Below are 14,785 nucleotides of genomic sequence, written 5' to 3'. Positions count from 1 at the left end.
GCCCGTCCGGTAAAGGCGGTCACCTGCGACAAACGGGCTCGCTATAAAACGCTCAGCGGTCAGATCGGCCCGGTTCAGGTATCCACGCGCCACACCGCTGCCGCCGATGTAAAGCTCGCCGGCTATACCTGTCGGAACAAAGTGCATGTCCTTATTTAAGATGTAGGCATTCAAAGTCGGAATTGGCCTGCCTATCACGCTAATACCTGAAATAATATCACTTAAAGAGATCTCCTTGAAAGTAACATGTACTGTGGTCTCCGTTATGCCGTACATGTTTATCAAAGCGCAATCTGCAAACCGCTTTTTCCAACTCGACAGTTTGCCGGGATTCAACGCTTCTCCTCCAAAAATTATGTATCTGATCCGACTATCAAGCCCTGAATCCAAGAAAAATTCTTGAAACACGTCAAAAGCCGAAGGTGTCTGATTCAATACAGTAATCCCCTCGTTGTGAACAAGTTTCGCAAATGCCGCAGCATCTTTCGCGGTCGAATTTGGAATAATGACTAACCTTCCTCCAAAACACAACGCTCCATACATCTCCCAAACAGAGAAGTCGAAGCAAAAAGAATGGAACAGAGACCAGACATCATTTGCTCCAAAATCAAATAACATGCGCTCGTTAACTAAAAGCCTGACCACATTTCTATGCGCAATTAAAACACCTTTCGGGCGGCCGGTAGAGCCAGAGGTGTAGATCACATATGCCAGGTTATCACTACAAACCCCGGAGACAAACGGATCGCTGCTACTTGCATGGATTAAGTCCCGGTGAAGACCATCTATCTGGATTACCTGGCACAAGTCTGATAACCGACCGGATAAACCCTCACTGCTGATTGCATAAGAGCAACCGCAATCATTAATCATAAAATTAATGCGCTCCTGTGGATAATCTGGGTCGATCGGAACATAAGCTGCACCCGATTTAAGAATACCCAGTATCCCGACTACCATCTCTATACCACGCTCCAGGCAGATTCCCACCAACCTTTCAGGTCCCATCCCAAGACTACTCAGGTAACGCCCAAGACGGTTGCTGGCAGCATCCAGCTCAGCATAGCTCAGGGTTTCTCCTTCAAATACAAGTGCTGTTGCAGCCCCATCACGTTTTACCTGCCCTTGGAAAAGATCGAGTATTGTCAGCTGTTTTGGCCATTCGCAGGTGTTTTCACCCAAATTTCTTAACGCCGCCACTTGCTGTGCAGACAATAGTTTTACCTCCGATACAGGACTCAGAAGACACCGTTCAAATTCATCGAAGATGACCAACAAGCTGTCTGCCAAAAACTTAACCTGTTCCGTAGAGAAATATTCTGTTTGAAAGTCAAAACGAATTTCCAATTCTCCCACACGTCCGAAATCACACAACCAAATTTGAAGCGGGACCCTTAACTCATTGCTCAACAATAATTCTAAGGTAGTATCGATACTCCCAAACGAAAGCTGGAAATCCATCAACAGGTAATTAACCAGAATCTGATAAAGTTCTCCCTCAAGCATACCATTAGAATGCAGCTCCCGGGTAAGGTGACTAATCGGATATCTCTGGTGGCGATAATCAACCAACTGATGCTCTCTGATTGAGGCCAAAAAATCAGAGACCTCGGTATTGGAACTCCAATCAAATCGGAAAGGAACCACATTAGCAAACATTCCAACAATATTCCACTGATCCCTCCGTCGATTGAAGGTAGGAACGCCTAAAACAAATTGTGACGCATCCTCGGTCTTGCTAAAATACGTACCTACTGCCGCGACTAAAAGATGCTGAAGGCTCACGCCATTTTCGCTTGCAAAAAAACGCATTCTACTTGAGCGCTGCTCCCCCAATTTTACTGACAGATAGGTACTTGTTTTTGTACTCACCCGAGATTCTCCTCCTCCCTTCATCGGTCTAAGTAGCGCAGCAACTGGTTGCTCAAATTGGCTCAACCAATACTGTGCATCCGCATCATATCTTTTTGAGGTAAAATATTCGCTATCCTTATGAATAAAATCTCTATACAAAACTGGTAATGGAGCAGGCCCTTCATCATTACCTTGAACCGCCCTGGAATATCTATCGGAAATAAACTTGACTAAGACACTGAATCCGTGGGCGTCCGTGACCAAATGATGGACTTTTACAAAAAGTAATTCTTGGGTCGAATCAATCTTGACAATAGCGAACTTAAATAAGTGTTCGACATAAATATCAAACGGCTTGTTAAATTCATCCTGCATCCAAGAATTGGCCAGCAGCAAGGCGGACTGCTGATCGGAGAAATCCAGTTGATCGACGCTAACAAGCACAGATACGTCATCAAAAATACAAGTTGGATTTCCATCGACTTCGATAAAACGTAGTCGCATTGAATCAAACACGGACACTGACTCCGTGATCGATTGGATAAGTATTGCCCGGTCAAGTCTACCCCTCAGCGGGATATAGCCTCCAATGTTATACATGGGGCTGTCGCCGGCCGAAACCTGATCAAAGTAAACCTGCTCCTGAGAAGGGTGTAATGATGTTCTATCTGACATTATCGAATTGTTTATCAGAAAAATTAGCCAATATGTAAATCGGAAAAATTCTTATTCTAAAAGGACACTAAAGCACACCCCAAACTGATCATGGGATAACGAGATTGGCCATAGTGAATCCGTATCTCGGACCGAAATACGAGGAGCACAATAAAGACTCTCTTCGATTTCGATCAATCCAATATTAATCCCCAAATGATCCGCGATACTTCTCCTGGCAAATTCTCTCACAGATTTACTCTGAACTGCGTACCGATCCGATGGAATTCTTTTTACGCCCCAAAGAAGATTTTTGAAATCCGCATCACAACTACATGCTACGCCTAGCACAAATTCGCCAATTACGACACAACGGACTGTGACTCTATTTGCAGCGGTATGCACTAAAAATGATACCGAATCAAATTCTTCAAGGCCTGTGGATACCCGAAATCCGTCCAGTCTCTTTGACATAGATAGTGGATACCGGTATGTATGAAAACCTTCGACAGAATGCATTTTTGGCAAAAACTTCATTTGTGGGTCAAAGCGTGAAGCGAACTTGTACGCGGCCTCTTTGGCAGACCAGATCATCCAAAAAAAAGTATCCTTTTCAGCAACCTTGGACAGCAACGACTTTTCATACGAGGTAAGCACTTTATCCATGAAGTTGTTTCTGAACACCATACCAGTTCTATCCGAACCCAAGGCAAAAACGATATCGTTTCCGACAGACCTTTCGCTATTCATTCACTATCGCAGCTTAGACAAAATAACATCTATGCTCGATCCGACCGTTGTCATCTTACCCAGCATCGGGTCTTCAATTGTAATATCAAACTGATCCTCGACGTCGATAACCAAGTCAATCAAATGCGCTGAATTAATGTGCAAATCGCGAAGTAGATTTGAATGCTCCTCGAAATCGCTGTTTTTTCCATCTTCGTCCAAATATTCCCAAATGAGCTTTTTTAGTAAAGCGAATACGTCTGATCTTTCCATTTTAAATCCCAGAAAAAAATATACAAGAACTTACATCTCCAAAGCCGAAATTGGCTTTGGCAACAACCTTCATTTGGCATTTAAGAATATGTTGAGGAATCCGCTGCTCATCTATGAGGTCAATAATCTCTTGATGAGGAAGCTGGCAATTTATACTGGGATGAATAAAGCTGTGATGTAGTTGAAGGACAGCGGCTACGCATTCAATGCTGCCTGCCGCACCCAGGCAATGACCGATCATGCTCTTGAGTGAATTGATAACCGGAAATTCACTGCCTCTACGGCCAAGGGCCTCTGCCCACGCCTGCACTTCTTTCACGTCACCTTTCGTAGATGTAAGGTGTCCGCAAATCAAATCAATGTCTCCCGGCTCCACCTCTGCATCAAGCATCGCACGTTTAATGCACCAAACCATCCCTTCAAAACTGTTTGCGGTCATCGTACCTCCGTTTCTGCCTCCACCTGATGATGTCCATCCACCTTTAATTTCAGCATAAATCCGGGCGCCTCTGGCTAAGGCTACCTCCAAATCCTCTAGGATCAAAGCACCCGCTCCTGCCCCGGGTATAAATCCTTTTGCATGCTGACTCATGGGCATAGATGCTCCGTCGGCGTCATGGTTGGAATACTTATTGGTTACTCCCATTCCGTCAAATGCAAACCAGGTATACGCATCAGTTGCTTCATTACTGCCTGCAAGCATCCGTTTCGCAAATCCTGCTCTTATTCTATTGGCGGCATTCAATATGGCTTCCGTCCCCGTTGCGCAAGCCACAGAGGTAGACACAGAATAATTTCCCAATCCAAGCAAGCCAGTGATGTAGGCCCCCGTCCCACTTCCCATTATCTGCTCGATGTATCTCGTACCGATCCGTGCTCCATTACTTGCAATAGCTTTGGAGATCAATTCTGATCCGAAAGACAGATCCGGTAAAGCCGAACCAAAGACACAGCCGGCATCAAGGTCAACCGCTTGTTCCCCAACTTGTAAACCTGCATCCAGCCAAGCCTCGATCGCCGCCGCGCAACCGTATTGGACACCAGTGCTATTCAAATTCCGGAGCGTGTTGCTGGTAAAATATTCATTTAGGACATTGCTCTCAAAGTTAGGTAGTCCAGCAACCTGACAGCCAGATCGCAACAACTCAAGTTCCGTAGAAAATCTGACGCCAGACTTTCCAGACTCGATGGCTTTTCTGAATTCGGGCACATTAATTCCGTTTGGCGCAACCACGCCAAGACCAGTGACCACTACTCTTTTCATCTGACTGCCAAAATAAATTAGGATAGTAAATCGACATGTTCATTCTCCAGGTTTCTGCTGTAAAGCAGCTCCTTTTCCCCAAAAAGACGCTCTGCAACCCTACCCTGAGATTGACATTGCTTCACAAGCAGATTGGACTGCACTATCGGATTTGACTCGTCGGTATACTTGATGCTACTGATAAATTCCAGCCATGGCTCTTGCCCCATGGCATAAACGTAAACCTCTTTGGGGTTGAAAATGTCGACCAGCGCCATTCCTTTGGCACAATCAGAGCCGGCTAGCCTTCGACTTCCATCTTGGTCACGTGGGAGCTTCTTGGTCATTAACGGGCCGTACAACCAGCTCAACGGCGCACCATCGCACTCCATACCCAAAAACAAAACATCCACGTCCCCGACTGCCTGGTGAATATGATCATAAAGCCGCGACTCAACAATACGAGAATCGGCCAAAAAAATCAATTTAAACTCACCAACCCTAACATAATAGCACGATTTGGTAAGAATGTTAAGGTCACTATGCTCCCCTGTAAATGGCAGCGCGCTTATCTCAACATCTTCAAAATTAATAGTTTGCATTTCATCCATAGCTATCACATTGTTAAACCCGATGCTATTGAACATAAGTCTGAGATCAGGATCTTCCAATTTCCCGCTATTGGTTCTAGGCACAATGATGTTCTTGATTTTGTGACGCAACGGCAACAACGTTTCAAAAAGAATATGGTCCTGGTGATTATGAGTAATCAGCACATAGTCAATAACATCTGGCAAATCAGCATCTGAAAAATGCTCTACGTCCGAATGATACCCGTAGTAGCTGATTAGCGGATCGACCAAAATGGTAGTCTCGCGCGTCTCAATCAAAATGCACGCGTGCCCGAAATACCTCATCCTTACCTTGTCTCCGTGATAGCTTTCATATTTTGGAGGCTCTTCCTGGGTGAAAAAGCTGGTGAACAACTCCTGATCCGCCCCGGAAATTTCAATGAAGGACCGGATGTAAGAAAGGGTCTGAGGAGATCTTTTCATCTTAGCAAGTTCATCAATGAACTTGTGATCGAATGGTATATTCAAATGAAGGACACCCGGCTCTTCCAACCGGGGTGTACTCAGGCAAAAAGGACGTTGATCGTTCTCTGTTATCCAGAGCGCAATACTTTGCGATTTCTTATTATAGTATTTGCTTTGGTAAAGTAAAGATTCAAAAAAACGGAATCCGCCATTGTTGGCCCGGTCGTAATGCAATTCAACGTAACCCTTCAAGATCGATGGCACTTTGGGGTACATCTCTTCCAGACCAAAGCCCTTCGCTTCCGCGGCCAGTAGCCGGTCCAGTTCCTTAACCGCCTTCGCCAGCTCGATCAGGTCCTTTTGGCCTTCTAAGGTTTTCCGTTGAAGCTCCCTTACATCTTCGAGTCTACCTCCCCCCAAGTCCATGAAGGGCCCACCCTTCATCTTGGGGTTTTTCACTGCTTCTGCATGAATGTCCGGGGCCATGATATAAGAGTCGATAATTGCCAGATGACGATCCACAACGTTCATAGCGCAGGTAGCAGGCGAAACCAGGTGACTCCATGCATACCATTGATCAATAAGAGGTTCAATAACGACATTGGGCTTGAGGAACAATTTCTTTTCTTCCATCCTTCTTAATTTTAATCAAGTTTGAATTAAGGCTAAACTCCTAGAAGTCAAAGACTTCGATATTACCATAGTATCTTAACAAATGCTTTAAACCAGAACCCGCTCATGCAGCACACGAGAAAACATCTGCACCATTTCATGCGCATATTTGAAAATAAAAAAATGACCACCAGGTAGTCGTTTGTAGGCTACATTAAATGCAGATTCTTTGTCCCAGGCAGAAATCTCCTCTTTGGTTAAATCTTCCTCTGTTCCAGTTACTACAGTGACTTGAATCGGCAACCGAATCGAAGTCTCATGAGAATAATTCTCCGACGCGGTAAAATCAGCGCGCAATATTGGCTCGTAATAGTTTATAAGCTCCTCGCTCTCAAAAAAATCTTTCCCACTCCCTTGAAAGCCCTTGATTTCTTCAATTAAAGCACCGCGGTCTAACAAATGCCTTTTCTTATCCTCACGAAAGGCCGCAGATGGCCCCCCAATGCCGCTTAGAAATAGATGTTGAGGGTACGGATAGCCCTTCGCTACTAATTCCCGGACAACTAGGTATGCAATTAACCCGCCCATGCTGTGTCCATAAATAGCGTAGGGTTGCTCACCGAGCTTGCAGATAATCTGAGATAAAACGTCGTCCACAAGTATCTGCAAATCATCTTTTAAGTTCTCAGAGATTCGCGCTCCCCTCCCTGGGTACTCCAACACAACAAACTCAATAAAGTCTGGGGCGTGGGCTTGCAGATCGCGATACGAGTATTTACTTCCGCCGGCGAAAGGCAGGCAAAACAGACGGATCCGGTTCATACAAATAATAACGATATATATTATACGTCAAACTACAATTCACTTTCGTTTCAAATTCGCAATGCACTGAGCAGCGTCGCCTCGCCATCGCCGTAAAGGGATGCTCAAATAGATATCTGAGTGTTAGCTGATTGTTATTGGAATAAGGCAAAAAATTAAATAAGTCATTTTCATTTCTCAGAAATAAATGAAGCTACACTTCGACTGTGATTAGTTATATTTGAGCAAAAGAATAAAGTGATAAATATCCAGGGATAAATTTAATAATTACTACAATATATCACAATGGAAGAAAATAAAATTTTTGTAAATTTTCACGAAATGAAAGAAGACACTTATGCGAAAATATTTCCGATAGTATTTGATTCGTTGTCCATTAGCGAAAAAGAAATGGTTCAAAGGTTTAAAAATATAAACGACCGATATCTCAGTGCTATTTCAAAACACATGATAAAAAAAATATTCCAAAATTTACAAATACCCGGGGAAAATTACATTCAAATGAAATTTAATGAATTCGGAAAACCATTTGTTGATTATGACTTTTTCTTTAACGTATCGCACTCCGAACGCCTGGTAGTTTGTGCTTTTACCATAACTGACCAGGTAGGAATTGACATTGAATATGTTAAGCCAATAAATATTGCAGATTTCAGGGACGTTCTCACTTCCACCGAGCGGCATCTGCTGAACAGTTCAGCAGATGCACTCGATGCTTTCTACGAGTTGTGGACCCAAAAAGAAAGTATCCTAAAAGCAAGCGGAACGGGATTGTCCGTCTCGCCCAAAATGATTAAAATCTGCAATAATGTGGGTTATGGTCTTGAAAGAGAGTGGCATTTACACAAAATAGATATCCATCCCCGTTATTGTTGTACAATCGCCTCGCCTATGAAAAATCCAGAAATTGTCCTTTCCGAATTCTGTTCTTTCTAGCCCTTAAAGGATCTCTTGAATTGAAAAAAAGCCAAGAAAAAAAAGAGAACAAAATATACTATGCTTATCAAGTGAAAACGCTCCAAATATACATCTGGCGACGATGGTACATAGTTTAATAGCATAATTGGATACGCATATGGAAAAAAATCGGCGTACCCACCCTTCCCATTCATCAAAATAGCCAATGCAATACCCGCAAGTCCAATGCCGAGCACCGAAACAAGGTTTCGAATATTGAGTCCTAACCAAAAATGAATCGCAGTTGTGGCCAAGATGGCAATTAGAACTTTAATCGAAAAATTAAAGATGTATTTAAAATCAGCAGAGTTGTTATTAAATCCGAGTTCAACTTTATAAACCCCAACGATTTCTCCCACTAAGAAAGTAAAAACGGAAAAAAGTACCATAAATAAAACTATCAGCGAAAATACAATTAAGTATTTGGCCGAAAATATGGATTCTTTCGAAATGGGCTGTACAAAGATGTGTTTCCAGGCATTTGCCTTGTATTCAATATTAAAGATTAATCCTATCAGCAGAATAATATACAATGGCATAAACAGAATTACGCCATTAAATGCGCGGCCGAACAGTTCGTCCCACGGGTTTACACCCGTAGCGGGAACAAACATCTTCCAGTTGTATACATAGGTAATAATCATGGTGAGCGGAATGATCGCTGCCCCAATGATTGTAAGCCAAAAAGCGAAGGTTCTGCGAAGCTTGATGAGCTCGGCTAGATAAAACTCTATTACGTTTTTCATGTTAATGCCTTACCATTTGGAGAAAGATCTTTTCCAGATCATTTGAATTTGTTGCAAGCCGGTAGATATCAAGGCCCTCTTTACAGAGAATATGGCCAATATGAGCGATCTGTGCACGGTCCTTAAAAGAGATCCTTAGGCCTACTTCACTATAACCAAGAACTTCATAATATCCACTAAGTAACTTGGCAGCAACTTGATTGTTGTTCGTTTCTACGTCGATACTGGAATTTTCGAAGCGCAGATTCTGAAGAGCTTCTATGGTTCCTTGAAAGACAAATTGGCCCTTATCTATAATCCCGATGTGAGAAGCGACTTTTTCCACCTCCGCGAGAATATGGCTCGAAACGAGAATAGTTGTACCATGATCCCGATTGAGTGCCTTGAAAAGCTCTCTTGTTTCAATAATTCCGTGTGGATCTAAACCGTTTGTGGGCTCATCTAAAATTAGCAGCTCGGGAGCCGGAAGCAGCGAAATGGCCAACCCCAGGCGTTGCTTCATTCCGAGCGAGAACTCTCTAACCTTTATGTTGGTAGCCTCAGAGAGTTTAACGATCTCGAGCACCTCACTGATTCTCGTTTTAGAAAGATTACGAATTCGTCGCGTAATCTCCAGGTTTTCAAATGCTGTCAAATGGTCATAGAGTGATGGAATCTCTATCATCGAACCAATCTTTGAGAAAGCACTATTCCGATCCTTTGAAAGAGGGCGGCCGAAAATCTCTATCGTTCCCTGGTCGGGCAAAAGTAGCCCAAGCAACAACCTGATGGTCGTTGTTTTCCCCGCACCGTTCGGTCCAAGAAAGCCGTAGATCTCACCTTGCCCGATACTCAAATCAATGTTGCTGACTGTTTTTGTTTTTGGCACATAACCAAAACTTACTTCACTTGCAGAGACAATTGGGTTCATTAGCAATCTTCAATTGTATTTGAACGTTTCACGAAATCACTCTACCAATCCAGCCCGCCCTAAACCGACCGGAATTTCAAAAAAATAATACGAAAATATTCCTTACAGGCTTCTAAAATACGGCATTCAAAACACGGCAATACCAAGTCTATACCATACCACCATTGCACATCTCTTTTACAATGTTATACCTTTAATTTTAGTTATAAAACAAATCGGATAGACAGGCAAAAATCAATGCCGAAATAATAAAAATCAGTGCCGAAATTACATTTTAAGTGCTCGAGAGTTACAAACAGTCAAACAGGCGATCGGCGCTTTGACCTCGAACTGGGACAATCTGAAATGGGTGTTCTGATAGCTATAACATATCAGTATGATACTACCGTTTAGCATAAGAGCTATTATATAATCGTATATACACCATTGTATTGTTTCTTGCTAGCTAAAAGCTTGCATCTTTAAACGATCTGGTTGAGGGTGATTTGTAGACCGAAGGTGAGAACACCGTCAGTAGCGGTTTGATACAAAAATTCACAGGGAAGCATAAACGTTAAAACAAATAACAAAATAACAATCCACCCTATCGTAGAAACTGTTATTTTTCCTCTTGTAATCCATAGCGCCTCAATAATTGGGACATCTGGCCTTTCCAAACTGAACGCCAATCACTATACGCATCCAATCCGAACAACTTGCTATCAGTCGATACAGTATTTTATAACTAACTGAATATGAATCCCATTGACGCACTAGTATCAAATTTGATTTCCTCAAAAATCGGCGTCCATGTCTTCTTCTGTTTAGCGTTCACAGCTATCTTTTCTATTCCGGTCCTTTTGAGTGGAAACGATGGGATCGGCTTCGCAGCCATCTGCTGCTGCCTTTACATCCTGCTATGCACCTACCTTGGCAGATGGTTTGGGAAATTGTTGGTCAAAAAACAAATGCATACCACGACATTGCTAAGAGCATTCGCTGCATTTTCGGCGTGGACCGTATTAGGATCAGTAGGAGCAGGCACAATGTTCAGGGGAGAACCGGTAAAGCACTTTCTAGAGTATTTGGCTATCAGTTTCCCTCTGGTTATACTCTTTGCCTTTTTAGGATTTTCAATTGCGCTAGTAAGAAACAGCCTTACCCGACAGATAAACGAAGCTAAGTTACAGCAGCAACAACAGGAAAGCGAACTTCGGCTCCTGCTGTCCCAGTTAAGCCCACATTTTCTTTTTAATACACTTAATAATATCTACGGTCTATCGATTACAGAGCACAGCCGTGTACCAGGCCTGCTTTTAAAGCTATCAGAGTTACTGCGCTACTCCATTTATGAAACCAAGGCATCATTTATTCCAATTAAGAGTGAAATTGCTTACATTCGAAATTATATTCTTTTCGAAAGAATACAGACTGATCAAAAAATTAGCTTCAATGAGCAAATCGCAGAGGTTACCGACTCTAACTTACTGATAGCTCCGATGTTACTGATCGTATTTGTTGAGAATGCCTTCAAGCATTCGCGTCATGCTCGAAGTTCCAACGTGAGTATATCCGTTCAACTAAATCTGGATCACGACTGGCTATTCTTCGAAGTCTGTAACACGTGCGTCCCAAGTGGCGGAGCCAATGTCGGCTTGCTAGACTCCTCGGGTATTGGGCTTGCTCACACGATACGCAGACTTGACCTGATATACCCGGGAAATTATAGCTATCAGGTTCAAAAATGTAATGAGGAATACAGAATGAAGTTAGGAGTTAAAATTGTTACACGATGATAAACTGTTTGATTGTTGACGATTCACCGATCGCTCGAGACATCCTTTTGGAGTATTGTAGATTCTTGCCCAAATTAAATGTCGTAGGTAGCTGCTGTGATGCTCTGGATGCACGTGATAAAATGGCTGATCACGAGATAGATATCTTGTATGTGGATATCAACATGCCTGTTTTGAGCGGGATCGAGCTGGTTCGGACGATAAACAAGAAACCGCAAGTCATTTTCACGACTGCTTACAACGAGTACGCAGTTGAAGCCTTCGAGCTATCTGCATCTGATTACTTGGTCAAGCCATTTTCCCTCGACCGTTTCATCATTGCGACAGACAAGGCAGTCAATAATATTATGAATGCCATCGAGGCGAGGTCGCATTCTTTGCGAGATAATTTCTTGTTCATAAAAAATGAAAGGGCCACGCATCGTATTGACGCCGATAAAATCCTCTACCTGGAAGCCAGCAGAAACAACACCAAGGTCGTTACGGAGGACGAAATGTTCATTAGTACCACGCCTTTGTCTCTCATTGAAAAAAACTTGCCTGCAAAGAGGTTTCAGCGTGTGCATCGCTCTTTCATTATTAACACCTCGAAAGTAACTAGTCTCCACGGCAACAAAGTGTTCATTAAGCAAAATGAATTACCACTCGGTAACAATTTCAAGTCTGACTTTGTAAAAGCCATAGGATTGGACGGTTTTTAAGAAACATAATTGGTCGAAGCCTTAGTATACCACTTTCTTCAAACAGCATGCCGAATCGGTCGGCAATACGGATCGGGATCGGCTATCCTTTTTCCGGCAGTCGCTTGATGTCATAAAACGTAATTCCAACTGACAATATAAAAGCGGTCAGCGAACTGAATGTAAGAATGACCAGTCGCCCTGGCTCCTTTTCAAAATCAATGAAAAACATGAAGGCTGAATATACTTACGGGTAATAGATCGATTTGTCCCAATCCATCAATATTATGCCAGAAATCCATAGGCCCAGACCCGGCCCAAGCGAAACGACAAAATTTCGGAAACGCAGGCTGAGCCAGTACTGTATGATTGAGATGGCAAGGCAACCCGGGTAAATCCGGCTTGAAATCAATAACAAATTATTATAGTTGATACTTGCTGCCGCTAACTGGTAGTCTGGGTTAATCCAGTGGCACCCCTGCTTTTAACGAATTCATAGGCACTGCGAAAAACCTGCAAATTCTCTTGGCCGGTCAAATGAAGGGACAGTGAGGGCTGCTCGATCAATGACCTGATGCGGGCCATGATTTCGACACGGCTGGTTTGCAGCTGGTGCCCAAAAAGGCGTATGGCAGAATTCTCGCTGCGCAAAAGCCCCAGCAACAGGCGAAGCGTTGTTGTTTTTCCAGCCCCATTCGGTCCCAGAAAGCCATAGACACTTCCCTGAGGAACGTGTAGATTGATTTCATCGAGAACCCTGTCGCCTTCCCTGGAAGCAATAGCTCAGATGGTCGGTTTCAATAATTCACAATAGTTAATAGTATAGCCGGCCGAACGCCTGATAATCGTCGCTCAGAAGTTTGGGTAACCGGGGTGGTCTTTAATGAAGCTGAGAATGCATGGAATATTTTCTATGTCGCCTACCGAGCAGGTGATGAGTCAAAAGGAGAAATTGCCGGCAATGACTACGCAGGAAGCATATAGCGGGCAATGTCGGTTAAAAAGGGGATGGAAGGCATTGGCGGGCCTTACGCGGATATGGGTATTGTGTTGCAGCCTGACCAAAATTCGCAGCTATGGGAAAGTCAATAGACCGTCGCGTGCTTTAACCCCTACCTGGTCGGTGACACCTGGTTTACGATGTCCGATGGTCACAATCATGTTCCGCGTGGCAATTGGCCGACCGGAATGGCGTTTTCCAAGAATCTTGAAGGCCCCTGGACACGGATGCCGGGCGGTGCTTTGCAGTAAATGTCATAAAATTAAATACTTGTTAAACAGTTCGATATCCTACGTCGCAACTCGGTGCACGGATTTAACACCTACGATATTATGGATTATTTGATTATCAGCGGCGGCGAACTCTACACCTAAAATTACTTTCTTTTTTTAACGACCAGCAAGTGCTCCTGTGCCGGATCCTGATTAATCTGCGCTAAGACCTGGTCGACAATTTCTTGTACGTCCCGCTTGATTTGCGAGAATGTTTTCCTGACAGAATCCTGGGAAACCTGCCTTACCGGAGGTATGGCTTTGAAGCTTTCTTGCTCTGCTGAAAGCGCCTTGTGATCGTTAATAATCCGGCAATGAAACGCCTTGAGCACCACCTGCTCATCGGGGTTATCAGCCACCATTCCGACGAACTCACCCGAACTGAGGGTGGCTATCTTAGAAGCAGGCACAGCCAAATCCAGCTGCATCGAACTTGCCACGGTTGTATCCGACCGGTTGACTGAAAGTACCGTGCGGCCTTGCTGGATTTTACCAAAACGTTCTGAAAGCAGCTTGGCTGTTTCACCCGAGACTTGCCCGCTGATCAGATTTCCGGTGATGTTCATCAGTACGTCGGCCTGCTCCTTGCCGTAATCCTTCCTGAGTTGGCTGAAGTCCTGCACAGCGAGCGTGGTAGCAACTTTATTGGAGCGCGCCGTGGCAATCAGTGAGTCGATATTATTTAGGTAGATGGTGGGAAACTCGTCAAAAATCAGGCTACTTTTTAGTTTTCCTTTGGTGTTCACCAGCTTTATCAACCGGGTTACAAACAATGAAACGACCGCGCCATAGATTTGCACTTTCTGCGGGTTGCTGCCGATGCAGACAATCTTGGGTGAATCGTGACTATTGATGTCCAGTGTCAGATCGTTTCCCGACAGAACATAATAAAGGGAAGGTGATGACAAACGGGCCAGCGCAATTTTTGCTGAGGCGATCTGGCCTTCGAGTTGCTCCATGGCATCGTTCTGGTAAGCGCTAATAAAGGGGTTGACCAGCACTTCTATTTCCTTTTCGGTCCTTAATACTGAAAAAAGCTGCTCATAATCGGTTTGCATAAGCTCAATCACATGGGGCAAAGTACAGTACTCGCCATCCTGGTAGCGCTTGAGAAACCAGATAACGGCTGTCAGAAAATTAATAGAAGACTCTACAAAAAAATCGCCTTGCTTTTTAATCCATTCGCGGTTGAGCCCCATCAGTGGGTATTTCGGAGAAGTT

13 protein-coding genes are annotated in these 14,785 nt (G+C 43.7%); 3 read left to right on the top strand and 10 right to left on the bottom strand.

Going from position 1 to position 14,785, the window contains the following annotated elements:
* The 6 genes from AAHB90_RS31955 to AAHB90_RS31930 form a co-directional block, all read right to left on the bottom strand.
* Nucleotides 1-2,529 (bottom strand): non-ribosomal peptide synthetase (locus AAHB90_RS31955; protein ID WP_342089397.1); only part of this gene is annotated, 2,529 nt, incomplete at its 3' end.
* Between the two features lie 51 nt (nucleotides 2,530-2,580).
* Nucleotides 2,581-3,258 carry a 4'-phosphopantetheinyl transferase family protein gene (locus tag AAHB90_RS31950; protein WP_342089396.1) on the bottom strand — a complete coding sequence of 226 codons (678 nt, stop codon included), beginning with the start codon at nucleotides 3,256-3,258 and terminating at the stop codon, nucleotides 2,581-2,583.
* A gap of 3 nt (nucleotides 3,259-3,261) precedes the next feature.
* Nucleotides 3,262-3,510: an acyl carrier protein gene (locus AAHB90_RS31945; protein ID WP_342089395.1), complete on the bottom strand. Its 249-nt coding sequence runs from the start codon at nucleotides 3,508-3,510 to the stop codon at nucleotides 3,262-3,264.
* A 1-nt stretch (nucleotide 3,511) separates the two neighbouring features.
* Complete coding sequence (locus tag AAHB90_RS31940; RefSeq protein ID WP_342089394.1) at nucleotides 3,512-4,774, bottom strand: beta-ketoacyl-[acyl-carrier-protein] synthase family protein; 1,263 nt, start codon at nucleotides 4,772-4,774, stop codon at nucleotides 3,512-3,514.
* A gap of 17 nt (nucleotides 4,775-4,791) precedes the next feature.
* Nucleotides 4,792-6,423 carry an MBL fold metallo-hydrolase gene (locus tag AAHB90_RS31935; protein ID WP_342089393.1) on the bottom strand — a complete coding sequence of 544 codons (1,632 nt, stop codon included), beginning with the start codon at nucleotides 6,421-6,423 and terminating at the stop codon, nucleotides 4,792-4,794.
* Between the two features lie 87 nt (nucleotides 6,424-6,510).
* A complete protein-coding gene (locus tag AAHB90_RS31930) occupies nucleotides 6,511-7,224 on the bottom strand; it encodes a thioesterase II family protein (RefSeq protein WP_342089392.1) in 714 nt (237 codons plus the stop codon).
* 321 nt (nucleotides 7,225-7,545) lie between these two features.
* Between AAHB90_RS31930 and AAHB90_RS31925 the strand changes: the two genes are divergently transcribed.
* Nucleotides 7,546-8,160, top strand: a complete 615-nt coding sequence (locus AAHB90_RS31925) for a 4'-phosphopantetheinyl transferase family protein (RefSeq protein ID WP_342089391.1) — start codon at nucleotides 7,546-7,548, stop codon at nucleotides 8,158-8,160.
* Here the strand turns inward: AAHB90_RS31925 and AAHB90_RS31920 are convergent.
* Both AAHB90_RS31920 and AAHB90_RS31915 read right to left on the bottom strand, forming a co-directional pair.
* Nucleotides 8,157-8,927 carry an ABC transporter permease gene (locus AAHB90_RS31920; protein ID WP_342089390.1) on the bottom strand — a complete coding sequence of 257 codons (771 nt, stop codon included), beginning with the start codon at nucleotides 8,925-8,927 and terminating at the stop codon, nucleotides 8,157-8,159. The two genes, AAHB90_RS31925 and AAHB90_RS31920, sit on opposite strands and share 4 nt — an antisense overlap.
* 1 nt (nucleotide 8,928) lies before the next feature.
* Nucleotides 8,929-9,837, bottom strand: coding sequence for an ABC transporter ATP-binding protein (locus AAHB90_RS31915; protein WP_342089389.1), 909 nt, complete (start codon nucleotides 9,835-9,837; stop codon nucleotides 8,929-8,931).
* 734 nt (nucleotides 9,838-10,571) lie between these two features.
* Here AAHB90_RS31915 and AAHB90_RS31910 point away from each other — a divergent pair.
* Both AAHB90_RS31910 and AAHB90_RS31905 read left to right on the top strand, forming a co-directional pair.
* Nucleotides 10,572-11,612, top strand: a complete 1,041-nt coding sequence (locus tag AAHB90_RS31910; protein ID WP_342089388.1) for a sensor histidine kinase — start codon at nucleotides 10,572-10,574, stop codon at nucleotides 11,610-11,612.
* Complete coding sequence (locus tag AAHB90_RS31905) at nucleotides 11,609-12,313, top strand: LytR/AlgR family response regulator transcription factor (protein WP_342089387.1); 705 nt, start codon at nucleotides 11,609-11,611, stop codon at nucleotides 12,311-12,313. The genes AAHB90_RS31910 and AAHB90_RS31905 overlap by 4 nt, the downstream gene beginning before the upstream one ends.
* Nucleotides 12,314-12,736: 423 nt before the next feature.
* On the opposite strand, the gene AAHB90_RS31900 is transcribed toward AAHB90_RS31905, so the two are convergent.
* On the bottom strand, nucleotides 12,737-13,036 hold the full coding sequence (locus AAHB90_RS31900; RefSeq protein WP_342089398.1) for an ATP-binding cassette domain-containing protein: 300 nt from the start codon (nucleotides 13,034-13,036) through the stop codon (nucleotides 12,737-12,739).
* A 632-nt stretch (nucleotides 13,037-13,668) separates the two neighbouring features.
* A partial coding sequence (locus tag AAHB90_RS31895) for a type IV secretory system conjugative DNA transfer family protein (protein WP_342089386.1) occupies nucleotides 13,669-14,785 on the bottom strand: 1,117 nt, incomplete at its 5' end.

The sequence above is a fragment of the Dyadobacter sp. OTU695 genome (assembly GCF_038440355.1).
Taxonomy (GTDB): domain Bacteria; phylum Bacteroidota; class Bacteroidia; order Cytophagales; family Spirosomataceae; genus Dyadobacter.
Note: the sequence above shows the minus strand (reverse complement) of the source record. Positions and strands in the feature narration are given on the sequence as shown.

Coding starts and splice junctions, on each gene's coding strand:
- AAHB90_RS31950 (WP_342089396.1), bottom strand. CDS start 3,258: ATGAATAGCGAAAGGTCTGTCGGAAACGATATCGTTTTTGCCTTGGGT.
- AAHB90_RS31945 (WP_342089395.1), bottom strand. CDS start 3,510: ATGGAAAGATCAGACGTATTCGCTTTACTAAAAAAGCTCATTTGGGAA.
- AAHB90_RS31940 (WP_342089394.1), bottom strand. CDS start 4,774: ATGAAAAGAGTAGTGGTCACTGGTCTTGGCGTGGTTGCGCCAAACGGA.
- AAHB90_RS31935 (WP_342089393.1), bottom strand. CDS start 6,423: ATGGAAGAAAAGAAATTGTTCCTCAAGCCCAATGTCGTTATTGAACCT.
- AAHB90_RS31930 (WP_342089392.1), bottom strand. CDS start 7,224: ATGAACCGGATCCGTCTGTTTTGCCTGCCTTTCGCCGGCGGAAGTAAA.
- AAHB90_RS31925 (WP_342089391.1), top strand. CDS start 7,546: ATGAAAGAAGACACTTATGCGAAAATATTTCCGATAGTATTTGATTCG.
- AAHB90_RS31920 (WP_342089390.1), bottom strand. CDS start 8,927: ATGAAAAACGTAATAGAGTTTTATCTAGCCGAGCTCATCAAGCTTCGC.
- AAHB90_RS31915 (WP_342089389.1), bottom strand. CDS start 9,837: ATGAACCCAATTGTCTCTGCAAGTGAAGTAAGTTTTGGTTATGTGCCA.
- AAHB90_RS31910 (WP_342089388.1), top strand. CDS start 10,572: ATGAATCCCATTGACGCACTAGTATCAAATTTGATTTCCTCAAAAATC.
- AAHB90_RS31905 (WP_342089387.1), top strand. CDS start 11,609: ATGATAAACTGTTTGATTGTTGACGATTCACCGATCGCTCGAGACATC.